24 protein-coding genes are annotated in these 23,523 nt (G+C 72.7%); 20 read left to right on the top strand and 4 right to left on the bottom strand.

Annotated elements, in window-relative coordinates; all coding sequences use genetic code 11:
- Nucleotides 1-14: 14 nt before the first annotated feature.
- From ACYVKZ_RS16155 to ACYVKZ_RS16140, 4 genes are all read left to right on the top strand, one after another.
- On the top strand, nucleotides 15-2,909 hold the full coding sequence (locus tag ACYVKZ_RS16155) for an FtsK/SpoIIIE family DNA translocase (protein ID WP_460993249.1): 2,895 nt from the start codon (nucleotides 15-17) through the stop codon (nucleotides 2,907-2,909).
- Nucleotides 2,910-2,918: 9 nt separating this feature from the next.
- The gene (gene pgsA, locus ACYVKZ_RS16150) at nucleotides 2,919-3,512 is read left to right on the top strand and encodes a CDP-diacylglycerol--glycerol-3-phosphate 3-phosphatidyltransferase (protein WP_460993248.1); all 594 of its coding nucleotides are present in this window, start codon (nucleotides 2,919-2,921) and stop codon (nucleotides 3,510-3,512) included.
- A 4-nt stretch (nucleotides 3,513-3,516) separates the two neighbouring features.
- Entirely contained in the window at nucleotides 3,517-4,044 is a 528-nt protein-coding gene (locus tag ACYVKZ_RS16145; protein WP_460993247.1) for a CinA family protein, read from the top strand.
- 148 nt (nucleotides 4,045-4,192) lie between these two features.
- On the top strand, nucleotides 4,193-4,618 hold the full coding sequence (locus tag ACYVKZ_RS16140) for a helix-turn-helix domain-containing protein (RefSeq protein WP_066497267.1): 426 nt from the start codon (nucleotides 4,193-4,195) through the stop codon (nucleotides 4,616-4,618).
- Between the two features lie 79 nt (nucleotides 4,619-4,697).
- On the opposite strand, the gene ACYVKZ_RS16135 is transcribed toward ACYVKZ_RS16140, so the two are convergent.
- Nucleotides 4,698-5,162, bottom strand: a complete 465-nt coding sequence (locus ACYVKZ_RS16135) for a MarR family winged helix-turn-helix transcriptional regulator (protein ID WP_460993246.1) — start codon at nucleotides 5,160-5,162, stop codon at nucleotides 4,698-4,700.
- 69 nt (nucleotides 5,163-5,231) lie between these two features.
- On the opposite strand from ACYVKZ_RS16135, the gene ACYVKZ_RS16130 reads away from it, so the two are divergent.
- The 7 genes from ACYVKZ_RS16130 (at nucleotide 5,232) to dapF (ending at nucleotide 12,373) form a co-directional block, all read left to right on the top strand.
- Nucleotides 5,232-5,453, top strand: a complete 222-nt coding sequence (locus ACYVKZ_RS16130; RefSeq protein ID WP_460993245.1) for a DUF3046 domain-containing protein — start codon at nucleotides 5,232-5,234, stop codon at nucleotides 5,451-5,453.
- 215 nt (nucleotides 5,454-5,668) lie between these two features.
- Nucleotides 5,669-6,721, top strand: coding sequence for a recombinase RecA (gene recA / locus ACYVKZ_RS16125; RefSeq protein WP_066497272.1), 1,053 nt, complete (start codon nucleotides 5,669-5,671; stop codon nucleotides 6,719-6,721).
- Nucleotides 6,722-6,725: 4 nt separating this feature from the next.
- The gene (locus tag ACYVKZ_RS16120) at nucleotides 6,726-7,268 is read left to right on the top strand and encodes a regulatory protein RecX (protein ID WP_460993244.1); all 543 of its coding nucleotides are present in this window, start codon (nucleotides 6,726-6,728) and stop codon (nucleotides 7,266-7,268) included.
- Nucleotides 7,269-7,406: 138 nt separating this feature from the next.
- Nucleotides 7,407-8,747, top strand: coding sequence for an aggregation-promoting factor C-terminal-like domain-containing protein (locus ACYVKZ_RS16115; RefSeq protein ID WP_460993243.1), 1,341 nt, complete (start codon nucleotides 7,407-7,409; stop codon nucleotides 8,745-8,747).
- A gap of 74 nt (nucleotides 8,748-8,821) precedes the next feature.
- On the top strand, nucleotides 8,822-10,354 hold the full coding sequence (gene miaB, locus ACYVKZ_RS16110) for a tRNA (N6-isopentenyl adenosine(37)-C2)-methylthiotransferase MiaB (protein WP_460993242.1): 1,533 nt from the start codon (nucleotides 8,822-8,824) through the stop codon (nucleotides 10,352-10,354).
- A 71-nt stretch (nucleotides 10,355-10,425) separates the two neighbouring features.
- Complete coding sequence (gene miaA / locus ACYVKZ_RS16105) at nucleotides 10,426-11,421, top strand: tRNA (adenosine(37)-N6)-dimethylallyltransferase MiaA (protein ID WP_460993241.1); 996 nt, start codon at nucleotides 10,426-10,428, stop codon at nucleotides 11,419-11,421.
- 10 nt (nucleotides 11,422-11,431) lie between these two features.
- Nucleotides 11,432-12,373 carry a diaminopimelate epimerase gene (gene dapF, locus ACYVKZ_RS16100; protein WP_460993240.1) on the top strand — a complete coding sequence of 314 codons (942 nt, stop codon included), beginning with the start codon at nucleotides 11,432-11,434 and terminating at the stop codon, nucleotides 12,371-12,373.
- A 38-nt stretch (nucleotides 12,374-12,411) separates the two neighbouring features.
- Here dapF and ACYVKZ_RS16095 read toward each other — a convergent pair whose 3' ends face one another.
- Both ACYVKZ_RS16095 and ACYVKZ_RS16090 read right to left on the bottom strand, forming a co-directional pair.
- The gene (locus ACYVKZ_RS16095) at nucleotides 12,412-12,954 is read right to left on the bottom strand and encodes a DUF488 domain-containing protein (RefSeq protein WP_460993239.1); all 543 of its coding nucleotides are present in this window, start codon (nucleotides 12,952-12,954) and stop codon (nucleotides 12,412-12,414) included.
- Between the two features lie 7 nt (nucleotides 12,955-12,961).
- A complete protein-coding gene (locus ACYVKZ_RS16090) occupies nucleotides 12,962-13,573 on the bottom strand; it encodes a class I SAM-dependent methyltransferase (RefSeq protein ID WP_460993238.1) in 612 nt (203 codons plus the stop codon).
- Between the two features lie 331 nt (nucleotides 13,574-13,904).
- On the opposite strand from ACYVKZ_RS16090, the gene hflX reads away from it, so the two are divergent.
- Together hflX and ACYVKZ_RS16080 are read left to right on the top strand one after the other, a co-directional pair.
- Nucleotides 13,905-15,506 carry a GTPase HflX gene (gene hflX, locus ACYVKZ_RS16085; protein ID WP_460993237.1) on the top strand — a complete coding sequence of 534 codons (1,602 nt, stop codon included), beginning with the start codon at nucleotides 13,905-13,907 and terminating at the stop codon, nucleotides 15,504-15,506.
- A complete protein-coding gene (locus ACYVKZ_RS16080; RefSeq protein ID WP_460993236.1) occupies nucleotides 15,499-17,583 on the top strand; it encodes an ATP-dependent DNA helicase in 2,085 nt (694 codons plus the stop codon). Before hflX ends, ACYVKZ_RS16080 begins: the two co-directional genes overlap by 8 nt.
- Nucleotides 17,584-17,591: 8 nt before the next feature.
- Here ACYVKZ_RS16080 and lexA read toward each other — a convergent pair whose 3' ends face one another.
- Nucleotides 17,592-18,299, bottom strand: a complete 708-nt coding sequence (gene lexA / locus ACYVKZ_RS16075; RefSeq protein ID WP_066497283.1) for a transcriptional repressor LexA — start codon at nucleotides 18,297-18,299, stop codon at nucleotides 17,592-17,594.
- Between the two features lie 359 nt (nucleotides 18,300-18,658).
- Between lexA and ACYVKZ_RS16070 the strand changes: the two genes are divergently transcribed.
- The 7 genes from ACYVKZ_RS16070 (at nucleotide 18,659) to ACYVKZ_RS16040 (ending at nucleotide 23,500) form a co-directional block, all read left to right on the top strand.
- Entirely contained in the window at nucleotides 18,659-19,030 is a 372-nt protein-coding gene (locus tag ACYVKZ_RS16070; RefSeq protein WP_460993235.1) for a LysM peptidoglycan-binding domain-containing protein, read from the top strand.
- Between the two features lie 89 nt (nucleotides 19,031-19,119).
- Entirely contained in the window at nucleotides 19,120-20,241 is a 1,122-nt protein-coding gene (locus tag ACYVKZ_RS16065; RefSeq protein WP_460993234.1) for a histidinol-phosphate transaminase, read from the top strand.
- Nucleotides 20,242-20,288: 47 nt separating this feature from the next.
- Nucleotides 20,289-20,921, top strand: a complete 633-nt coding sequence (hisB, locus tag ACYVKZ_RS16060; protein WP_460993233.1) for an imidazoleglycerol-phosphate dehydratase HisB — start codon at nucleotides 20,289-20,291, stop codon at nucleotides 20,919-20,921.
- 83 nt (nucleotides 20,922-21,004) lie between these two features.
- Complete coding sequence (gene hisH, locus ACYVKZ_RS16055; RefSeq protein WP_307006124.1) at nucleotides 21,005-21,676, top strand: imidazole glycerol phosphate synthase subunit HisH; 672 nt, start codon at nucleotides 21,005-21,007, stop codon at nucleotides 21,674-21,676.
- Between the two features lie 3 nt (nucleotides 21,677-21,679).
- A complete protein-coding gene (locus ACYVKZ_RS16050) occupies nucleotides 21,680-21,838 on the top strand; it encodes a hypothetical protein (RefSeq protein WP_460993232.1) in 159 nt (52 codons plus the stop codon).
- Between the two features lie 30 nt (nucleotides 21,839-21,868).
- Nucleotides 21,869-22,609, top strand: coding sequence for a bifunctional 1-(5-phosphoribosyl)-5-((5-phosphoribosylamino)methylideneamino)imidazole-4-carboxamide isomerase/phosphoribosylanthranilate isomerase PriA (gene priA, locus ACYVKZ_RS16045; protein WP_460993231.1), 741 nt, complete (start codon nucleotides 21,869-21,871; stop codon nucleotides 22,607-22,609).
- Entirely contained in the window at nucleotides 22,610-23,500 is an 891-nt protein-coding gene (locus ACYVKZ_RS16040; RefSeq protein WP_460993230.1) for an SseB family protein, read from the top strand.
- Nucleotides 23,501-23,523 lie beyond the last annotated feature (23 nt).

Raw genomic sequence — 23,523 nt, 5'->3', positions numbered from 1 at the left:
GTACCGTGGCGAATATGGCGACTCGTACCTCTTCCACGCCAAAGGCCGGCACGTCCAAGACCAGACCCACCCGGACCTCCGCACCCGCGGCCCGGGGCCGGTCGGGCGCGGGCGCGTCCCGGGCCAAGGCATCCGGCAAGGGGACCACCGCGCCACGGGGCGTGACCGCGACCGACGCCGGCCAGCCATGGCCCGCGCGCCTCATCGGCGGGACCTGGGGTGCCCTCGCCCACACCGTCGGCGGAGGGGTCCGCCGCGTCGGCACCGACGTGAGCGGCATCGACCCCGAGGAGCGCCGCGACGGCGCCGCGCTGTTCAACCTGGTCCTGGCCGTCTTCATCGCGACCTTTGCCTGGTGGGGCTGGAAGGGCTGGTTCCCGGACGCGGTCTACGCGGTCGTCAACGGCACGTTCGGCTGGGTCTCGCTCCTGCTGCCCCTCATGCTCGGCGTCTGCGCATTCCGCCTCTTCCGCAAGCCCGCGGACCACCGCGGCAACAACCGGGTGGGCATCGGCTTCCTCGTCATGACGTTCGCCGCGACCGGGCTCGCCGATGTCCTCGGGGGGCTGCCCTCCGCCGCCGCGGGCTTCGACGGGCTCCGCGCCGCCGGGGGCATGCTCGGCTTCCTCGCCGCCTCCCTCCTCGCAGCGGTGCACCCGGCCATCCCGGTCATCGTCTACTCCGCGCTCGCGTTCATCTCCGTCCTCATCGTCACGGCCACACCGTTCGCCGCCATCCCGCGCCGGATCCGCGCCGGCTGGGAACACCTCATGGGCCTCGACCTGACCCCCGAGGAGCAGGAGGCCCACGACCGCAGCTACCTGTACGACTCGGAGCGGCGCGCCCAGGAGGCGGCGCGCCAGCGCCGGACCAAGAAGCGGCGCCTGTTCGGCAAGGATGCCGGGGAGGCCCCCGAGCCCGGGGACGGCTTTGCCGGAGACGAGCCCTACGAGCGCGCTGTCGTGGACGACCCCGAGGCGACGGCGGCCATGGCCGCACCGGCGCCCGGCCGGTCCCAGGCGGAGGCGGCGATCCAGAAGATCCGCGCCGCCCAGGGCCGGGGGAGTGAGCAGGGCGCCGACGCCAAGCCCGTGGAGGGCGCCACCGAGGCCATCCCGACGGTCGGCCTTCCTGCCCCGTCCGCGGCCCCGGCCGTCCACGTCCCCTCCACCCCGGTGGCGCCCGCGCCGCCGCCCACGCCCATTCCCCAGCGCACCGAGCAGCTCCAGCTCTCGGGCGACGTGGCCTATACGCTGCCGTCCTCGGACTTCCTCGTCCAGGGCTCCGCTCCGAAGGAGCGGACGGAGGCCAACGACGCCGTCGTCGCGGCGCTGACCAGCACGCTCACCCAGTTCAACGTGGACGCCGAGGTCACGGGCTTCTCCCGCGGCCCCACGGTGACCCGCTACGAGATCGAGCTTGCCCCGGGGACCAAGGTCGAGAAGGTCACGGCCCTGTCGAAGAACATCGCCTACGCGGTGGCGAGCTCGGACGTGCGCATCCTGAGCCCGATCCCCGGCAAGAGCGCCATCGGCATCGAGATCCCGAACACCGACCGCGAGACGGTCTCGCTCGGCGACGTCCTGCGGAGCCAGAACGCGCGCCGCACCGACCACCCGATGGTCATGGGCGTGGGCAAGGACGTCGAGGGCGGATTCGTCGTCGCGAACCTGGCCAAGATGCCCCACCTGCTCGTCGCGGGAGCGACGGGCGCGGGCAAGTCCTCGTTCGTGAACTCGATGATCACCTCGATCCTCATGCGCTCGACCCCGGACGAGGTGCGCATGGTCATGGTCGACCCGAAACGCGTGGAGCTCACGGCCTACGAGGGGGTCCCGCACCTCATCACGCCGATCATCACGAACCCCAAGAAGGCCGCCGAGGCCCTCCAGTGGGTGGTCCGCGAGATGGACGCCCGCTACGACGACCTGGCCAACTACGGGTTCAAGCACATCGACGACTTCAACAAGGCGGTCCGGGCGGGCAAGGTCGTCCCGCCGGCGGGCTCCGAACGGAAGATCCGCGCCTACCCGTACCTCCTCGTCATCGTCGACGAGCTGGCCGACCTCATGATGGTCGCGCCGCGGGACGTCGAGGACTCGATCGTGCGCATCACCCAGCTCGCACGCGCCGCGGGCATCCACCTCGTCCTCGCGACCCAGCGGCCCTCGGTCGACGTCGTCACCGGCCTCATCAAGGCCAACGTGCCCTCCCGCATGGCGTTCGCGACCTCGTCGGTCACCGACTCCCGCGTGGTCCTCGACCAGCCGGGCGCCGAGAAGCTCATCGGCCAGGGCGATGCCCTGTTCCTGCCGATGGGCGCGTCGAAGCCCATGCGCGTCCAGGGAGCCTGGGTCTCCGAGTCGGAGATCCACAAGGTCGTCGAGCATGTGAAGGGCCAGCTCCAGGTCACCTACCGCAACGATGTCGCGGCGGAGCCCGAGAAGAAGCAGATCGACGAGGAGATCGGGGACGACCTCGAAGTGCTCCTGCAGGCCACCGAGCTGGTGGTCACGACCCAGTTCGGGTCCACGTCCATGCTCCAGCGGAAGCTGCGGGTCGGCTTCGCGAAGGCCGGCCGGCTCATGGACCTGCTCGAGAGCCGTGGGGTGGTCGGCCCCTCCGAGGGCTCCAAGGCCCGCGACGTGCTCGTCAAGCCGGACGACCTGCCGGCCGTCCTCGCTGCGCTCCGCGGGCAGGACTCGCCGTCCTCCGCGACTGCGGCCGCCGACGAGGCACTCGCCGACAACGCCAGCGCCAACCACCACGTGGGACAGTACGAGAACGACTCGCCGTACGCCGAGGACCTCGTCGCCAAGGACCTGGAGGGGCGTCCGCAGGCGGTCGACTACCACGACGGCGACGACGACGAGGGCGGCGAAGACGCATGGTCGCTGACCGGACGCTAGGCTGAGACGGTGACCACCCCGCCGTCGGCGTCCCCCTCCCAGCTCTGGAACCTCCCGAACATCCTCACGATGGTGCGGATCGTCCTCGTGCCGTTCTTCGTCTGGTCCCTGCTGGCCGACGGCACGGCGCACGGGCCGTTGCGCTGGGTCGCCTTCGTCCTGTTCGCCGTGGCGATCTACACCGACCAGCTCGACGGCTCGATCGCCCGCCGGCGCAACCTCATCACAGACTTCGGCAAGATCGCCGACCCGATCGCGGACAAGCTCCTGACCGGGGCCGCGCTCGTGCTGCTCTCGGTGCTGGCCGAGCTGCCCTGGTGGATCACGGTGCTCATCCTCGTGCGCGAATGGGGCATCACGGCGCTGCGCTTCGTCGTCATCCGCTACGGCGTCATGCCCGCCTCGCGCGGCGGCAAGCTCAAGACCGTGCTCCAGACGGTGGCGATCCTGCTGTACCTCTTCCCCCTCACCCCCGGTCTGGCCGTGCTCTCCGCCATCGCCTTCTGGGTGATGCTCCTGGCCCTCGCCGTGACCGTGGTCACCGGTGCCGACTACGTCCTCAAGGCCGCGCGGCTGCGCGCGTCCGCCCGGAAGGCGGACTGAGCCGATGCCCGAGGACCAGGGCCGGCCCGTGACAGCGCACGAGGTCGTGGAGGCCTTCATCGCCCGCGGGGCCACCGCCGCCACCGCCGAATCGCTCACCGCAGGGCTCGTCGCGGCCGCACTCGCGGACATCCCCGGCGCTTCAGGGATGCTCCGCGGGGGCGTCGTGAGCTATGCGGGCGCGGTGAAGGCGTCGGTGCTCGGGGTCTCACCGGAACTGCTCGCGCGGGCCGGCTCGGTCGACGCTGACGTGGCCCGGCAGATGGCCGACGGCGCCCGACGGGTCTGCGGGGCGGACTACGGCGTCGCGACCACCGGCGCCGCCGGTCCAGAGCCGCACGACGGCAAGCCGGTCGGGACCGTGTTCGTCGCCGTCTCGGGCCCGGCGGGCTCGGCCGTGCACGCCTACGCGTTCGACGGCGACCGGGCCGCGATCCGCCGCGCCGCCACGGAGGCGGCACTCGCCGCCCTGCTCGAGGCGCTCCGGGACGCCGCCCCTGTGCCGGGTGCGGAAACTGGGAGCGAGCTGTGAATTGGTTCAGCGCGGTGCCCGGCGGGGAACAATGCAGCTGTCCGCAGAGTTGTGGATAGTGTCGTCAACCGAAGGCGGCGCCACTAGGATGAGTCACACGGAGCCCCGAAAGGTCGGGGAGCCCGAGCCAAGGAGCGCATCGATACACATGGTTAAGCAGCCCGTATCCGTCAACGGCGTAGTGCGCTGGCGTGATGTGGGATTGGCCGACATCGGTAAGCAGGAACAGAAGGAGCGCAAGATGGTTGTTCTGCGTCATGAGATTGGGGACGTCCTGCGCGACGTCCGCCAGCGCCAGGGCCGTACGCTCCGTGAAGTCTCGCACAACGCGCGTGTATCGCTCGGGTACCTGAGCGAGGTGGAGCGCGGCCAGAAGGAAGCGTCCTCCGAGCTGCTGTCGTCGATCTGCTCCGCACTGGACGTCCCCCTCTCGGTCATGCTGCGCGAGGTCAGCGACCGGGTCGCCGTCGCAGAGGGCATCACCATTCCGGACACGGTGCCCCAGGAGTTCGCCCAGCGGTACGGGCGGGACATGAACACGGATTTCGACGCAGAGCTGACCCAGGTCAGCTGACGTCGCCAGCAGGGAAGGGCCGGGCGCCGGGCGCCCGGCCCTTTGTCGTGTTGCGGGGCGCCGCCCGCGGCCGTGCCGGTCAGGGGCGGGGCGACAGGTCCTCGTTGAGCCGGTGCAGATAGCGGGCAAGCTCGGCCAGCTCACCCGTGTCCCACGACGCGAGGCGCGCGGCGAAGTACTCGTGCCTGCGGGCCCGCAGATCTTCGACATGGCTGCGCCCTGCCGGGGTCAGCGCCACGTGCTGGGCGCGACGATCGTGGGGGTCGGCCTCCTTGGCCACGAGCCCGATCTCCTCGAGGAGGGCGATCTGGCGGCTGACGGTGGGCTTGCCGACTCCGACCGTTGCGGCGAGGTCCGTCACCCGCCGGGGCCCCTCGCCGTGCAGGATCGTCAGCAGCCCGTAGGCGGCCGGGTCGAGGTCGGGGTGCAGGTCCTTCGACAGGCCGAGGGACGCGGCGCGCCCGCGGCGCCAGAACAGGCCGAGCTGCTGCTCGACGTCGACCAGGGCCGCGTCGAACCCGGCGGGGGCAGGCGGAAAAGGCATGCCACCATCTTAGGTGCGGCGGTGCCGGCCACGTGCGGCCCGCACTGCGGTGTGAAGGAGAATGGACGGGTGAGGAACAGCGATTTCTGGCGGCTCATGGAAGACGAATTCGGCAGCGGGTACGCCCACGTCCTCGCCTCGTCCGCCGTGCTCGCCGCCGTCGGGGGCCGCACGGCGGAGGAGGCGCTCAAGGCGGGCGTCCACCCCCGCACCGTATGGCTCGCCCTCTGCGACCTGCAGGATGTGCCCGCCGAGCGCCGGCTCGGGAAGGACCGCCCGCTGAAGGACTGACGGCGGACCCTGCGACACGCCGGAGAGGATTCGAAGATGTGTTCGGGAGAGGGGTAATCTCCTGCACAGAGGATTCCATACGCGGCAGCGCCCGAGATGTGCACATAGCGGGGTCGACGCGTTCGACTGTCGGTGGGCATCGGTAGCGTGAGCGGCATGGAGGAGCGGCGGGCAGGACAGGGCACCGCCGCGAACGACCAGACCCGGAGGTAGACATGGCAGCAGGAACGCCAGAGCGCCAGAAGGCACTCGAGGCAGCGCTCGCGCAGATCGACAAGCAGTTCGGCAAGGGGTCGATCATGCGCCTCGGGGACGACACGCGCGCCCCGATCGAGGTCATCCCGACGGGGTCGATCGCGCTCGACGTCGCCCTCGGAATCGGCGGCCTTCCGCGTGGACGCGTCGTCGAGATCTACGGCCCGGAGTCCTCGGGCAAGACCACGGTCGCGCTCCACGCCGTCGCCAACGCGCAGCGGAACGGCGGCATCGCGGCCTTCATCGACGCCGAGCATGCGCTCGACCCGGAGTACGCGGCCAAGCTCGGCGTCGACACCGACGCCCTGCTCGTCTCGCAGCCGGACACCGGCGAGCAGGCGCTGGAGATCATGGACATGCTCGTCGGATCGGGTTCGCTCGACATCATCGTCATCGACTCCGTCGCCGCCCTCGTGCCGCGCGCGGAAATCGAGGGCGAGATGGGCGACAGCCACGTCGGCCTCCAGGCCCGGCTCATGAGTCAGGCGCTGCGGAAGGTCACCGGCCGCCTCAACCAGACCAAGACCACGGCGATCTTCATCAACCAGCTCCGCGAGAAGATCGGCGTGTTCTTCGGGTCCCCGGAGACGACCACCGGTGGCAAGGCGCTCAAGTTCTACGCGTCCGTCCGCATCGATGTCCGCCGGATCCAGACGCTCAAGGAGGGCGCCGACTCCGTCGGCAACCGCACCAAGGCCAAGATCGTCAAGAACAAGATGGCCCCGCCCTTCAAGCAGGCCGAGTTCGACATCATCTACGGCCAGGGCATCTCCCGTGAGGGCGGCATCATCGACATGGGCGTGGAGCACGGCATCATCAAGAAGTCCGGCTCCTGGTTCACCTACGACGGCGACCAGCTCGGCCAGGGCATGGAGAACTCCCGCCGGTTCCTGCGCGACAACCCGGAACTCGCCGCGGAGCTCGAACGGCTCATCAAGGAGAAGCTCGGCGTGGGCGTCAAGCCGGAATCGGGTGAGGAGCAGCCGCGCCTGAAGGCTGTCGACGGGGAGTAGTCCCATGGCGGCCCGCAGTGGACGGCCCGTGCCGCCCCGGGCGGAGCAGGATCCAGAGCCCGACCCGGAGTCGGTGGCCCGGGCCATCCTGCTCCGCCAGCTGACCCTCGGCCCGCGCAGCAGGCTGCAGCTTGAGCGGAAGCTCCGCGAGCGCAACGTCCCGGCGGGCCTCGCGGAGAGGCTCCTGGACCGTTTCGAGGAAGTGGGCCTCGTCGACGACGCGGAGTTCGCCCGGCTCTGGGTACGCAGCCGCGGCGAGACGAAGTCCCTCGGCAGGGCGGCACTCCGGCGGGAGCTCGGTGAGAAGGGGATCACGGGTGATGCCGCCGAGGAGGCACTCGGAGAGCTCTCGTCCGACGCCGAGGAGGGGGCGGCCCGTCGGCTGCTCAGCCGCCGGGTCCGGCCTTTCGACCGCGACGATCCAGCCGCGCGGGACAAGGAACTGAGGCGGCTGGTGGCGATGCTCGCCCGCAAGGGCCACGCTCCCGGCACCGCCTTCCGGATCGCCGCCGAGGTCCTCGACGGAGCCGAGCAGGAGGCGGGCTGACGCTGCACGCATGGCAGCCGCGGAAGCCCGCACCACAGCCTGCTGCAGCGTACGGACCGCCCCACGGCGTGTCTGTGTGAATGCTGAGAATCCTGTGACTAGAGTGACAAACGGGATTCCTGCGGTATCGTCTGACGCGTGCGATCTGAACGAAGTGCCCTTGCAGGCGGCCGGGTCGGCGCCGCGCGTGCGGCGCTCGTCGTCGCCCTCTGCCTGGCGTCTCTCGTCCCGGCCGCGGCGCCGAGCGCGACCGCCGATGACAATACGCCGCCTTCGGGCTACCCGACGTGGGCCGACGTCCAGGCCGCCAAGGCCAACGTGGACTCCGCGAAGGCCGAGAGCGACCGGATCGCCTCCCTGCTGACCACTGTCGAGTCCAGCGCCGCCGATGCCTCGGCCAAGGCCGTGTCCGCGGGGGCCGCTTATGCCAAGGCCGCCCAGGCCGTCAAGGACCAGCAACAGGTGGTCGCCGCCCTCGAGCAGGAGTCGGCCAAGCGGGCCGCGGAGCGGGACGCCGCCCAGCGTACTGCGGGCCAGTTCGCGGCCGACTCGTACATGGGCGGCTCGCCCGGCGACCCCATCGAGACCCTCTCCGTCCTCGGCCAGCAGGACGGCATCGGCCGGCTCCAGACCCTGCAGGTGCTCGGCGACCAGGCAGCGCAGGCCGTCACCGACTACCGCGTAGCGGCCAACGCGGCGACGGCCGCCGAGCAGAAGTCGCGGGCGGCCAAGGACGCCCTCGCCGACCTCGCGGCGACCGCGGCCCAGCAGCTCAGCGCCGCCCAGGACGCCCAGAAGCGGGCCCAGGACGCCGTCTCCCAGACCCAGCAGCACGAGAACACGCTGCTCGCGCAGCTCGCCGACCTGAAGGGGACCTCGGCGAACGTCGAACGCGGCTACCGGGAAGGCCAGGCCGCGCAGGCCGCGTACGAGGCCGCCCAGGAGGCCAAGCGCCGCGCCGCCGAGCAGGCTGCCCTCGAGGCCCAGCGCCGGGCCGCCGCGGAGGCTGCCGCGCAGGCCGCCGCCCAGCGGGCCCAGCAGGCAGCCCAGCAGCAGGCCATCCAGCAGCAGAACGCCGCCGCCGCGGCCCAGCAGGCTGCCCCCGTCCCCGCGCCGGTCGTCATCCCGCCCCCGCCCCCGCCGGTCGTCAGCCCCGGGGTCGGGGTCGCGGACGACCCCGGGGGCGCTCAGGCCTACGCGTCCGGCCAGCTCGGTGGGTACGGCTGGGGCGGCGGCGAGTACGGCTGCCTCGTCAACCTCTGGAACAAGGAGTCCAGCTGGATGACGGACGCGACCAATCCCTCGAGCGGCGCCTACGGGATCGCCCAGGCCCTTCCGCCATCCAAGTACTCCACCGCGGGCAGCGACTGGCTCACGAGCTACCAGACCCAGATCACGTGGGGCCTCGGGTACATCAGGGACCGCTACGGCTCACCCTGCGGCGCCTGGGCCCACGAAGTCGCCAACAACTGGTACTGACGCCTCCACCCTGCACCGGGCACGGGTCCGGGCGGCATGCGGAGGCCCCGGTCCGCTGCCGGTACCCTTGACGGGTGAGTTCCACGCTGCCCGCCCCGACCGCCGAGCCCGCCGGCACGGCCGCACCGCGCTCCTACGAGGTGCGCACCTTCGGCTGCCAGATGAATGTCCACGATTCCGAGCGGATGTCCGGCCTCCTCGAGGCGGCCGGCTACGTGCGGGCCACCGAGGGCGCCGAGCCTGACGTGGTCGTGTTCAACACCTGCGCGGTCCGCGAGAACGCGGACAACCGGCTCTACGGGCACCTCGGGCAGCTGCGCCCGGTCAAGGAGCGGCACCCGGGCATGCAGATCGCCGTCGGCGGCTGCCTTGCCCAGAAGGACCGCGACACGATCCTCGCGAAGGCGCCGTGGGTCGACGCCGTCTTCGGCACCCACAACGTCGGCGCGCTCCCCGCGCTGCTCGAGCGGGCGCGCCACAACGACGAGGCCCAGCTCGAGATCCTCGAGTCGCTCGAGGTGTTCCCCTCGACCCTGCCCACCAAGCGGGACTCCGCCTACAGCGGCTGGGTCTCCATCTCAGTCGGCTGCAACAACACCTGCACGTTCTGCATCGTGCCCAGCCTGCGCGGCAAGGAGCGCGACCGCCGCCCCGGTGAGATCCTCGCGGAGGTCCAGGCCCTCGTCGACGACGGCGCGATCGAGGTCACCCTCCTGGGCCAGAACGTCAACTCCTACGGCGTCGAATTCGGCGACCGGCTCGCCTTCGGCAAGCTCCTGCGCGCCTGCGGCGACATCGAGGGCCTCGAGCGGGTGCGGTTCACGAGCCCGCACCCGGCCGCCTTCACGGACGACGTCATCGAGGCCATGGCCGAGACGCCCAACGTCATGCCCCAGCTGCACATGCCGCTCCAGTCGGGCTCCGACAGGATCCTGCGTGAGATGCGCCGCTCCTACCGCAGCGCGAAGTTCCTCGGCATCCTGGACAGGGTCCGCGAGCGGATCCCGCACGCGGCCATCACCACCGACATCATCGTGGGCTTCCCGGGGGAGACCGAGGAGGACTTCCAGGCGACCCTCGACGTCGTCGAGCGCTCCCGCTTCTCGAGCGCCTTCACGTTCCAGTACTCCCAGCGCCCCGGCACCCCGGCGGCGACGATGGCGGACCAGCTGCCCAAGGCCGTGGTCCAGGAGCGCTACGAGCGCCTCATCGCGCTCCAGGACCGGATCGCCGCGGAGGAGAACGCCGCGCAGGTTGGCCGCACCCTCGAGGTCATGGCCACGGCGCAGGCCGGCCGCAAGGCGGGGGAGACCCACCGCCTCTCCGGCCGGGCGCGGGACAACCGCCTGGTGCACTTCTCCGTCCCCGGGGGCGCCCAGGCGCCCCGGCCGGGCGACCTGGTCACCGTCACGGTGACCGAGGCGGCCGCCTTCCACCTCATCGCGGACCCCGCCGGCCCCGCCGACTACTCGCTGCGCCGCTCGCGCGCGGGCGACGCGTGGGAGCGCGCGCAGGCCGACTCGTGCGGGGTGCCCGCGCCGGGGGCCGGTTCCACGGGCCGCGGCGTCAGCCTCGGAATGCCGGCGCTGCCCGTCCGCGGCGCATGACCCCAGCGGGACAGGCGGCGCCGCGCGAGCAGGGAGGTCCAGCGGACGACGCCGGCCGCCCACCCGCCGTTGTGCCCCCACCCGAGGCGCCGGCCGGTGGTGCGCCCGTCCCGGCCCCGCCGGTCATCGCGGTCGTCGGGCCGACCGGCTCGGGCAAGTCGGACCTCGCCGTGGACCTCGCGCTCGCCCTGGACGGCGAGGTGGTCAACGCCGACGCGCTGCAGTTCTACCGCGGCATGGACATCGGCACGGCCAAGGCCACCCTGCGGGAGCGCCGCGGCGTCCCGCACCACCTCCTCGACGTGCTCGAGGTGACCGAGGAGGCCTCGGTCTCGCGCTTCCAGGGCTGGGCGCGGAACGCGATCGCGGACATCCACGCCCGCGGCCGGCGCGCGGTCCTCGCCGGCGGATCCGGCCTCTACGTCCGCGCCGCGCTCGACGTCCTCGAGTTCCCCGGCACCGACCCCGCGGTCCGCGCGCGCCTCGAGGCCGAGGCCCGGGAACGCGGACTGGAGCCGCTGCGCGAGAGGCTGCGCCGCGTCGACCCCGTCTCGGCGGGGCGGCTGGGCGACGCACGGCGGGTCATCCGCGCCCTCGAGGTGCATGAGCTCACGGGGCGCCCGTTCAGCTCGTTCATGCCCGAGCGCCGGTACGCCGCCCCGGCCGTCCAGATCGGCCTCGACCTCGACCGGGCCGAGCTGCACCGGCGGCTCGCCGCCCGCGTCCACCGCATGGTCGACGCCGGCCTGCCGGCGGAGGTCGCCCGGCTCGCCGCCGCGGGGCTCCGGGAGGGCCGGACCGCCTCGCGCGCGCTGGGCTACGGCCAGTTCCTCGCGGTCCTCGACGGGACCGCGACCGCCGAGCAGGCCACGGAGGAGACCATCGTCGCGACCCGGCAGTTCGCGCGCCGGCAGCTGACCTGGTTCCGCGCGGACCCCCGGGTGCACTGGCTCGACGCGCAGGCCCCGGACCTCCTGGACCAGGCGCTCGCCGTCGTGCGCGAGGCGGATGCCGCCCGCCCGGCGTCCGCCCACTCCCGGCCCGGGGCCTCCGGGGCGGCCCGGTAGGCTTGGGCGCATGACCGTTCCGGCGACCTCGGCCCCCCATGTCCTCGCATCCCTCAAGGGCGTGCCCTTCGTCAAGGGGCACGGCACCGGCAACGACTTCGTTCTCGTCGCCGACCCCGACGGTGCGCTGCACCTCGGGGAGGCCGAGGCCGCGGCCCTCTGCGACCGGCACCAGGGCCTCGGTGCCGACGGCCTGATCCGCGCCATCCGCTCGCGCCGCCTCCCCGAGGGCGAGGCGGTGCTCGTCCAGGAGCCGGCGGCCGAGTGGTTCATGGACTACCGCAACGCGGACGGGTCCCTCTCGGAGATGTGCGGCAACGGGGTGCGCGTCTTCGTCGCGTTCCTGCTCGACGCCGGCCTCGTCGAACTCGCACCCGGCGAGATCCTCCCCATCGGGACGCGGGCCGGGGTGAAGCGCGTGGAGCGGCGGGAGGACGGCTTCGCGGTCGACATGGGCCCATGGACGTTCATCCACCCCGAGCAGGCCGCCGCAGAGGCCAGCGATGCGACCGTGACGGCCGTGGGCCTCGACGTCGCCCGTCCCGGCCTGAGCGTGAGCATGGGCAACCCCCACACCGTGGTGGCCCTCGCCGAACCGGGCGAGCTGGCCGGACTCGGCCTCCACACGGCCCCGCTCGTCGACCCCATGCCGCCGCACGGGACCAATGTCGAGTTCGTCGTGCCCTCGGACCCGCTCGTGGCGTCCGGCGTGGGCAGCATCACCATGCGCGTGCACGAGCGCGGAGTCGGCGAGACCCAGTCCTGCGGGACCGGCGCCTGCGCGGCCGCGGTCGCGATCCGCTACTGGGCCGGCGCCGGCGCCCCCGACCGCTGGGCGGTGGCCGTCCCGGGCGGCACGGTCGGGGTCGCGTTCGTGCCGGGCACGGACGGCCGCGAGCACGTCGAGCTCTCCGGACCGGCCGTCATCGTGGCGCGCGGGACGCTCGCCTGAGGCCTCGCCCATCCTCGGGCAGGGTGTCAGGCAGGGGCTCAGCCTGAGCCAGCCCCGTCCGGGGGCGGGTAGGTGATGCGCCCGTCCGCGTCGACCCGGGCGAACGGGGTGAGCCGGGCCCGCTCGTGGGACGTGGGCGAGATGAGGTGCACCACCTCGGCGCCGGCCACGAGCAGTGCGTCGGTGATGAGCCTGCGGTGGCAGCGCCACGGGACCGCCTCGCTGCACATGATCGCCGGGACGCGCTCCTCGGCCAGCCCGAGGAGTTCCGTGAGGCCCTCGTGGAACTCGCTGCCGGCCATGTAGTCGGCGTAGTCGCGGAAGCCCTTGACCCGCCACCCGCCGTTGGGGGTCGGGGTGCCGGCAGGGGTGTGCCGGCGGCCGCCCAGGGCCGGCAGCCACCGGTAGCCGAGCCCCGCGGGGAGGCCCTCGCGGACCGCCTCCTGGTTCCACTGCGGGTGCTTCCTCGAGGCCGGGAACGAGCGCACGTCCACCAGCTCCGTCACCCCGTGCGGGCGCAGCATGGCCACGAGCTCGGAGAGCTGGCGGGTCGAGTGGCCGATCGTGAAGACCTCCGTCACGGTGTCCCTAGCGGCGGCGGGTGAGGCGCAGCACGCGGAAGCCCTTCGACGTCGCCGGCCGCTCGACGTCGAACGCGTCACCGAGCTCCTCCGCGAGCCAGCGGGCGAGCGAGTCCGCCCCGAGGTTCTTCTGCACCACGAGCCACGCCTCGCCGCCCACCTCGAGCCGGGGAAGCCACGTGCCCAGCAGCTCGTGCAGGGCGGCCTTGCCGATGCGGATGGGCGGGTTGGACCAGATGGTGGCGAAGCGGATGCCGGGGTCGACCTCGCCCGGGAGCTCGGCCGCCACATTCGCGAGCCCGAGCAGGCCGGCGTTCTCGGCGGTGAGGGACAGGCTGCGGGTGTTGACGTCCACCGCGTGGACGCGCGCCGCGGGGGAGCGCAGGGCCATGGTGAGGGCGATCGGGCCCCAGCCGCAGCCGATGTCGAGCAGGTGGCCTTCGCGGGCCGGGTCGGGCGCCTCGGCCAGGAGCACCGCCGTGCCCTTGTCGATCCCGTCCGGGCTGAAGATGCCAGCCGAGGTCCGCAGCGTCACCTCGCGCCCGTCCAGGACGACGGCGAGCGGCCGGCGCACGTCCGGGGTGTCCGGGTCGGCGTTGAAGTAGTGAGCCTGGTCCATGGGAATCGAGCCTAGTGCGAATCCCTCGGGTGCGTGAGCCGTGCACAGTGCGGCCCAGCGCGTCCGCTCCACGGCGTCCGGTATACTTGATCCATGCGCCTGTTCAAGTGACCCGATGACGCCTCCTGCTGCCCCCGAAGGGCTGCGCAGCGGGGGATTTCCGGGCGATCCCCGAGCCGATGGACCTTCCGGCCGGACCCACGAACAGAGACATCCAAGGAGCACCGTGCTACCCGAGCACCCTCAGGGCGCTTCTCCACAGCCCACCACGCCTCGCAGTGGCGCCTCCGCGCGCCCGCACTATTCTGGAACTGCATCCTCGAAGGAGACCATGACCGACGAACAGCACACCACGGGTTCCTCCCGTGCAGCAGGGGGCAGCGACGCGCCCCAGGACCTCAGCCCCGCCGACATCCAGGCGGTGATCGACAGGATCCTCGCGAAGGAGGAGGCCGCGACGGCCAAGGGCGCCGAGCAGCGCCCCGAGCGACCGCGGAGCGCGCTCGGCGACGGCCGGGCGCTGGCGATCTCCGACGTCGAGACCGAGCACGGCGACTATGACGGCGACCAGCAGGACCTCGCCGAGCGGCGCGCACTGCGGCGCGTGGCGGGCCTGTCGACCGAACTCGAGGACATCACCGAGGTCGAGTACCGGCAGCTGCGCCTCGAGCGCGTCGTGCTCGCCGGGCTCTGGTCCGAGGGCACGCTCGAGGACGCCGAGAACTCCCTCCGCGAGCTCGCCGCGCTCGCAGAGACGGCCGGCTCCGAGGTGCTCGACGGCGTCGTCCAGCGCCGCCAGAAGCCCGACGCGGGGACGTTCCTCGGCTCGGGCAAGGCGCTCGAGCTGCGCGACATCGTCGCCGCGACCGGCGCCGACACGGTGGTCGTGGACTCGGAGCTCTCCCCGTCGCAGCGCCGCGGGCTGGAGGACATCGTCAAGGTCAAGGTCATCGACCGGACCGCGCTCATCCTCGACATCTTCGCCCAGCACGCGAAGAGCCGCGAGGGCAAGGCCCAGGTCGAGCTGGCCCAGCTCGAGTACCTGCTCCCGCGCCTGCGCGGCTGGGGTGAATCGATGTCCCGGCAGGCCGGCGGCCGCGTCGGAGCCGCGGGCGGCGGCATCGGCTCCCGCGGACCGGGCGAGACGAAGATCGAGCTCGACCGGCGGCGCATCCGCACCCGCATGGCCAAGCTGCGCCGCGAGATCGCGGGCATGAAGCCGGCCCGCGAGACCAAGAGGGCCAACCGCAAGCGCAACGAGGTCCCGTCGGTGGCGATCGCCGGCTACACGAACGCCGGCAAGTCCTCGCTGCTCAACCGCCTCACCGACGCGGGCGTGCTCGTGCAGAACGCCCTGTTCGCGACCCTCGACCCCACCGTGCGCCGGGCCGAGACGCCGGACGGGCTGCCGTACACGCTCGCGGACACGGTCGGGTTCGTCCGCTCGCTGCCCACGCAGCTCGTGGAGGCGTTCCGCTCGACTCTGGAGGAGGTCGCCGACGCCGACCTGATCCTCCATGTCGTGGACGCGTCGCACCCTGATCCCGAGGGGCAGATCGCCGCGGTGCGTGCGGTCCTGGCGGACGTCGATGCCCGGAAGGTCCCGGAGATCATCGTCCTGAACAAGGCCGATGCCGCGGACCCGTTCGTCCTCGAGCGGCTCCGCCAGCGCGAGCCGCGCCATGTCGTCGTCTCGGCCCGGACCGGGCAGGGCATCGCCGAGCTGAAGGAGGCCATCAGCGACGCGATCCCGCGCCCCGACGTGGCCCTGACGATCCTGGTGCCCTACAGCCGCGGCGACATCCTCAACCGGCTGCACACCTCGAGCTCGGAGATCCGGTCCCTCGAGCACGTCGAGGCGGGCACGCGCGTCGAGGTCGTGGTGCGGAAGGAGTTCGCGGCCGAGCTCGAGCCGTTCGTCGTCCATGACTGATCCCGTCCACACCGCAGGGCACGACGGCGGGGGCGCGGCCGCCGTCGTGCGCCCGCCGTCCGCAGGCTCGGAAGGGGAGCGCGAGGCCCTCGGCCTGCTGGACGCGGCGGTCGCCGCGATGGGCGGCCAGCAGCGCGACGGCCAGCACGAGATGGCCCGCCAGGTCGCCCGGGCGATCGCCGACGGCCAGCACCTCCTCGTCCAGGCCGGCACCGGCACCGGCAAGTCGCTCGCGTACCTCGTGCCGCTGATCGCCCACGCCCAGGCCAGCGAGCGCCCGGCCGTCGTGGCGACAGCGACGCTCGCCCTCCAGGCCCAGATCGTGGGCCGCGACCTGCCACGGCTCCTCGAGGCGGTCACGCCGCACCTGGACCGGCCGGTCGACGTCGCGCTCGTCAAGGGCCGCTCGAACTACCTCTGCCGGCACAAGCTCGAGGGCGGGTTCCCGACCGACGAGCCGGCCGAGGGCCAGCTCTTCTCCCTCGGCGAGGACGCGGTCGCCCACCCCGGTGCCGGGCCGGCGACCCAGCTCGGCCGCGAGGTTCAGCGGCTGCGCGAGTGGGCGGGGGAGACGGACACGGGAGACCGCGACGACCTCGTCCCGGGCGTGACCGACCGCGCGTGGCGGCAGGTGTCCGTCACGGCGCTCGAGTGCCTCGGATCCCAGAAGTGCCCCTTCGCCGCCGAGTGCTTCAGCGAGCTCGCCCGCCAGCGCGGGTCCGAGGCCGACCTCGTGGTGACCAACCATGCGATGCTCGCCATCAACGCCTTCGAGGGCCTCAACGTCCTGCCCGAGTACGACGTGGTGGTCGTGGACGAGGCCCATGAGCTCGCCGACCGCGTCACCGGCGCCGTGAGCGCCCAGCTGTCCGGGCAGATGATCCAGGCCGCGGCCTCGAGCGCGCGGCGGCACTGCGCAATCTCGGTCGAGGCGCTCCAGGGCGCCGCGGCCGCACTCGAGCTCTCCCTGACCTCGGCGCCCACCGGCCTCCTCCCACGGGGCCTGAACGAGGAGCAGTCCCAGAACGTCGCCCTCGTCCGGGACGCCTGCCGCGTGGCCCTCTCCGAGTCGAAGCCCGGCGACTCCCAGTCTGCTGACGGAGCCCGCCAGGTCGCGCGGTCCCGGCTCATGGCGGTGCTCGAGGTCTGCGAGCGGCTCCTCGATGCCGAGGCCAACCGCGAGGTCGTCTGGGTCACCCGCATGGGCGCCCCGGACCCGGTCACGGGCTACTCCGCGCCCGACGACGAGGCGCCGGCGATGCTCCACATCGCCCCGCTGAGCATCGGGGGCAGGCTCCGCGACGGGCTGTTCGACGGGCACACCGTGGTGCTCACGAGCGCGACGCTCGCCATCGGCTCCGCCTTCGAGCCCACGGCGGGCGCCCTCGGCCTCCTCGGCCCGGGGGCGCCCACCTGGACCGGCGTGGACGTGGGCTCGCCGTTCGACTACCCGAAGCAGGGCATGCTGTACGTCGCCCGGCACCTCCCCAAGCCCGGCCGCGGCGTCTCACCCGAGGCGCTGGACGAGCTCGAGGCGCTCCTCGCGGCCTCGCACGGCGGGGCGCTGTGCCTCTTCTCCTCGCGGCGCGCGGCCGAGGAGGCCGCAGACGAGCTGCGCACGCGGCTCGACACCACGATCCTGTGCCAGGGCGAGTCGTCCATGAGCGCGCTCGTGAAGCAGTTCGCGGCAGAGCCGGACACCTGCCTGTTCGGGACCATGTCCCTGTGGCAGGGGGTCGACGTCCCCGGCCAGTCGTGCCGGCTCGTCGTGATCGACCGGATCCCGTTCCCCCGTCCTGACGACCCGCTCATGTCTGCCCGCTCGCGGGCGGTCGCGCAGGCAGGGGGGAACGGCTTCATGAGCGTCTCCGCGACCCACGCCGCGGTCCGCCTCGCCCAGGGCGCCGGGCGGCTCATCCGCACGACGGCGGACCGCGGGGTCGTCGCCGTGCTCGACTCGCGTCTCGCTACCGAGCGCTACGGCGCCTTCCTGCGCGGGGCGCTGCCGCCGCTGTGGGGGACCACCGACCGCCGGGTCGTGCTGGATGCGCTCGGAAGGCTCGCGCAGGCGGGCTGACGCCGGGCTCAGACGGAGCGCAGCACCGAGACGACCTTGCCCATGACGGTCGCCTCGTCGCCCAGGATGGGCTCGTAGCGGGTGTTCTGCGGCAGGAGCCACGTGTGCCCGTCCCGCTGCCGGAACGTCTTGACCGTGGCCTCGTCATCGAGCAGGGCGGCGACGATGTCGCCGTTCTCGGCGCTGTTCTGCCGCCGGACCACGACCCAGTCGCCGTCGCAGATCGCCGCGTCGATCATCGAGTCGCCCTTGACGCGGAGCATGAACAGCTCCCCGTAGCCCACGAGCTGGCGGGGAAGCGGCATGACATCCTCGACCGCCTGGTCCGCGAGGATCGGCCCGCCGGCGGCGATGCGGCCGACGAGCGGGACCATGGCCGTGTCGGCTGCGGACGCCATCGTCTCCAGCGTGGCCCCGCCGGCGCCGAGCAGCGCCGCGGCGCCCTCGCCGCTGACGCTGAGCTCGCCCTCGTCGAGCGTGAGCGGCATCAGCACCTCCATGGCGCGCGGCCGCTTGGGGTCGCGCCGCAGGTAGCCGAGCTTCTCGAGCTGGGACAGCTGGTGGGTGACGCTCGAGAGGCTCGCGAGTCCGACCGTGTCGCCGATCTCGCGCATCGAGGGCGGATACCCCTTGAGCTGTACGGAGCGCTGGATCGTCTCGAGGATCCTCTTCTGGCGCGCGGTCAGCCCCTTCGCCGCCTTAGTCCGTGGTGCCATGCCGTCCCTGTCCCTTCGCCCGCCCGCGGGATTCCGCGGCCTGTGCCGGCTCGGGACCAGAACTGTCGGACCCCCTCCGCACCATGGATCCATGGCCTCCGGAGGGAGCAGCCGGACCGATGTTCGGGCCCGTGCCCCGTGCTGCTCCCACCGTAGGACAGTTCAGGGCACCTTTCAAACACATGTTCGAGCGAGTCTGGACATGCTTCGCCGACAGGTGCTAAGAAGGATCACAACAGTTCGAAGATGCATTCGAAAAAACTGCACATCCGGACTCCGGCCCTGCGTCGGAGCTTCGAAGAACATGGTTCGGAGGCCGCGCGTTGGCGGGGCCCGGGTCGTGCAGGGGAAGGCAGACCATGGCACACGCGATCCATCTCGGCACGCTCCCGGCGCCCCGCACGGCGCGGGCCCCCCGTCCGGCACTGCGCCTGACGCGGCGGGGCCGCATCGTCCTCGTCGTCATCCCGCTCTTCCTCGCGACCCTGGCGGTGCTCGTCGCGTGGGCGGCGCTCACTGCGCCAGCCCAGGCCTCCGCCCAGCCCCTCACCGGCCCCGGCGGCGCCGTGACGGTGACGGTGCAGCCGGGGGAGTCCCTGTGGACGATCGCGGCGCGGCGCGTGCCGAACCAGGACCCTCGGGTCACCATCAGCCAGATCCAGGACCTCAACGGGCTCACGGGCGTCCGCGTGCTCCCCGGCGAGCAGATCCTCGTCCCGGTCCTGCGGTAGCCGCGCCCGCTCCGGCGGGAGCGTCACGGACGCCCCTCCCGGCCGCCCCCGAATGGGGACGGCCGAGGGCGCTGGCGTAGGCTGGAGCGGTGGACGACCAGCTTCAACGACTCAACCGGCTTCCCCTTCGCGATGACCTCCGCGGCCAGCATCCCTACGGCGCGCCGCAGATCGACGTCCCCATCCAGCTCAACGTCAACGAGAACACCCACGGGGTCCCGCAGGACGTCCAGGATGCCATCGTCGAGGCCGTCCGCGGGGTGGTCGGAGGCCTGAACCGGTACCCCGACCGGGAATTCACCCGGCTGCGCGAGTCCCTCGCGGAGTACCTCGGTCATGGCCTCGTCCCCGAGCAGCTCTGGGCAGCCAACGGCTCGAACGAGGTGCTGCAGCAGATCCTCCAGGCCTTCGGCGGCCCGGGACGTTCGGCGCTCGGCTTCCCTCCCACCTACTCGATGTATCCGCTGCTCGCCGCCGGCACCGGCACCGCGTATCTGAAGGGCACCCGCGAGGAGGACTTCGAGCTCACGGCGGCCTCGGCTGCCCGCCAGGTGCGCGAGCTCGCGCCCCATGTGGTCTTCCTGTGCTCGCCCAACAACCCGACCGGCACGGCGCTCGGCCTCGACGTCGTCGAGGCCGTCTACGAGGCAGGCGAGGCGAGCCAGGCCATCGTCATCGTCGACGAGGCGTACGCCGAGTTCGCACAGCTCGGCACCCGCAGTGCTCTGACGCTCCTGCCCGGCCGCCCCCGGCTGATCGTCACCCGCACGATGAGCAAGGCCTTCGCCCTCGCCGGAGCCCGGCTCGGCTACCTCGCCGCAGCGCCCGAGGTCATCGACGCCCTGCGCCTCGTCCGGCTGCCCTACCACCTCTCGGCCGTCACCCAGGCCACCGCACTCGCCGCGCTCGAACACCGCGCCTCACTCATGGCGGAGGTCGAGGAGATCAAGCACCAGCGGGACCGCATCGTGAAGGAACTCGAGCGGATGGGCCTCGCCCCGGCGTCCTCGGACTCGAACTTCGTCTTCTTCACGGGCCTCGACGACCCGCAGAGGACCTGGCAGGGGCTGCTCGAGGCCGGCGTGATCGTTCGCGACGTCGGAATCCCGGGCAGCCTCCGGGTCACCGCGGGCACCGAGCGGGAGACGACTGCGTTCCTCACCCGCCTCGAGGAGCTCCTCGCCGCGGACGGGCGCCTGCCCGCCGCCTAGAATAGAGAAGCACCCCCCGCAGACGCCTGATCGAAGGACACACACCCATGAGTACCGAGCTGCAGACCGCGCCCGTGACCCAGCGGACCGCGCGGATGGAGCGCACCACGAGCGAGTCGTCGGTCCTCGTCGAGGTCAACCTCGACGGTACCGGCCGCTCCGAGATCTCCAGCAGCGTCCCGTTCTACGACCACATGCTCACGGCGCTGTCCAAGCACTCGCTGATCGACCTGACCGTGAAGGCGACCGGGGACACCCACATCGATGTGCACCACACGGTCGAGGACATCGCGATCACGTTCGGCGAGGTCCTCAAGCAGGCACTCGGGAACAAGGCCGGCATCCGCCGCTTCGGCGAGGCCTCGGTGCCGCTCGACGAGGCGCTCGCGCACGCTGTCGTCGACGTCTCGGGACGGCCCTACCTCGTCCACAGCGGCGAGCCTGCTGGGCAGGAGTACCACCTCATCGGCGGCCACTTCACCGGCTCGCTCACGCGGCACGTGTTCGAGGCCATCACGCTGCACGCCGGGATCTGCCTGCACATGAACGTCCTCGCGGGCCGCGACCCGCACCACATCGTGGAGGCCCAGTTCAAGGCCTTCGCCCGTGCACTGCGCGCGGCCGTCGAGCCGGACCCGCGCATCGGCGATGCCATCCCGTCCACCAAGGGGGCCCTGTGACCACCGCGCCCGACGCGCTTCCGCCGGCCCCCGAGGGCACCCCGGGCGCGGTCGTCGTCGATCCGCGGCACGCCGCGGAGAAGGTGCCGGACCCGCAGGGGCGCCCCACCGTCGTCGTGCTCGACTACGGGTCCGGGAACGTGCGCTCGGCGGTCCGCGCCCTGGAGCGCGCCGGCGCCGCCGTGACGCTGAGCGCCAAGGCCGAGGACGCGCTCGCCGCGGACGGCCTCGTCGTGCCCGGCGTCGGGGCCTTCGCCACCGTCATGAAGGAGCTCGCCGCGGTCGACGGCCTGCGCATCATCGGCCGCCGCGTCGCCGGGGGACGGCCCGTCCTGGCCATCTGCGTCGGCCTGCAGATCATGTTCGAGCGCGGCATCGAGCACGGCGTCGAGGCCGAGGGCCTCGGCGAATGGCCCGGCACCGTCGAGCTGCTGCCCGCCGAGGTGGTCCCGCACATGGGCTGGAACACCGTCAAGGTGCCCGAGGGCTCCACGCTGTTCGCCGGGGTCGAGGACGAGCGCTTCTACTTCGTGCACTCCTACGGGGTGCAGAAGTGGGACTTCGAGGTCGCCCAGCCGCGCATGGCGCCCCCTCTCGTGACCTGGAGCGAGCACGGCGCGCCGTTCATCGCCGCCGTCGAGAACGGCCCCCTGTGCGCCACCCAGTTCCACCCCGAGAAGTCGGGCGATGCCGGAGCCCGGCTCCTGCGCAACTGGGTCGAGTCGCTCGCCAAGCCTGCCGCCGGAGCGTCCTGACGCATGTGGTCCGTGCTGCTGTTCGGCCTCGCGGGGCTGCTCGTGGGCGGCGCCGTCTCGTTCCGCCGCCAGGGCCTGCCGAACTGGACCTGGATCGCGTTCGGGGCGCTCGCCGCGGCCGCCCTCGTGGCGGCGTACCTGCTGACCCTGCCGGCCTCGTGAGCCGGCCGAGACGACACTGAGGGAGACACCATGACCGACGAGGCCCCCATCCTCGAACTGCTGCCCGCCGTCGACATCGTCGACGGCCAGGCCGTCCGGCTGGTCCAGGGCGAGGCCGGCAGCGAGACCGGCTACGGCTCGCCGCTGGACGCGGCCCACGCATGGCAGGACGCCGGCGCCGAATGGGTCCACCTGGTGGACCTCGATGCGGCGTTCGGCCGCGGCGACAACCGCGCGCTCATCGCGGAGGTCGTGCGCGGCCTCTCGCTCAAGGTCGAGCTCTCGGGCGGCCTGCGCGACGACGCCTCCCTCGAGGCGGCCCTGGAGCTGGGGGTGGCACGGGTGAACCTGGGCACGGCGGCGATCGAGGACCCCGAGTGGACCGCCAAGGCGATCGCCCGCCACGGCGAGCGGATCGCCGTCGGCCTCGATGTGCGCGGCACGACCCTCGCCGGCCGAGGCTGGACCAAGGAGGGCGGGGACCTCTGGGAGGTGCTCGCACAGCTCGAGGACGCCGGCTGCGCCCGCTATGTGGTCACGGACGTCACCAAGGACGGCACGCTCCGCGGACCGAACGTGGAGCTCCTGCAGCAGATGTGCGCCCGCACGGACAAGCCTGTCGTCGCCTCCGGCGGCATCTCCAGCCTGGACGACCTGCGCGCCCTGCGCGGCCTCGTGCCCCTCGGCGTCGAGGGTGCGATCGTGGGCAAGGCGCTGTATTCCGGCCAGTTCACGTTGCCGGAGGCGCTCGACGTCGCCGGGCGGCGCTGAGTGGCCCGGACGCACGACGACGGCCCGTCGGCGGCGCCGGGACGTCACCTGCCCGGCCACATCGCCGCGGCGCTGGCCCGCGCGGGAAGCGGCGCCGACTCCGCCGGCCAGCCCTGGGAAGGACGTGACCTGAGCGGCGACGGCAACCCCCTCCACCAGTTCGACACCGACGACGGCCGGCCCGACCCCGCCGTGGCCGCCGCGGTCGCCGACCTCGTTGCAGGCACCGGCGGCGAGGACGGCGTCCATCGCGCCCTCGCCGCGGCGCGCGTGTTCGTCGCCGTCGTGGCGAGCCTCGCCGAGGGAGGGCTCGGGGAGCACGGCTTCGCCGAGGACAAGGAGGCGGACATGGCCCTCGTGACCGTCGCCGCCCCCGACGGCCGCAAGGCGCTGCCGGTGTTCACCTCGGTAGAACGCCTCGAAGCGTGGCACCGGGACGCGCGCCCCGTCGCCGTCTTCGCGCCCCGTGCGGCGCTCTCCGCAGTCTCGGAAGGGGCCGAGCTGCTGGTCCTCGACCCGGGCGCGGACTTCACCCTCGTGCTGCGGCGCCCCGCCGTCTGGGCGCTCGCCCAGCAGAAGGAGTGGACCCCCTCCTACGCCGACCCGGCCCTCGTGGACGAGGTCGGGAAGGCCGCCGAAGGGCTCGCCCCGGTCCGGGGCATCGCGATCTCCGCGGGCGCAGGGGTGGCGTCGCGGGACGCGGCGGGGCGCGTCGTGGCGGGCGGCGGCTCCGGGCCCGAGCTCCGCCTCACCGTCTCCCTCGCCCCGGGTTTGCCAGCGGAGGCGGTGCGTGAGACGGTGTCAGAGCTGAACGGCAGGCTCGCCGCCAGCGCGCGCTTCGCGGAAGCCGTCGACTCCATCGAGGTCAAGCTCCGCGCTGCGGATGGCTGAGTTCCGCCCTGCCACCGCCGGGC

The organism is Sinomonas soli (assembly GCF_054782415.1).
The sequence above is the reverse complement of the archived record's forward strand: the minus strand, read 5'-3'. Positions and strand labels throughout refer to the sequence as shown.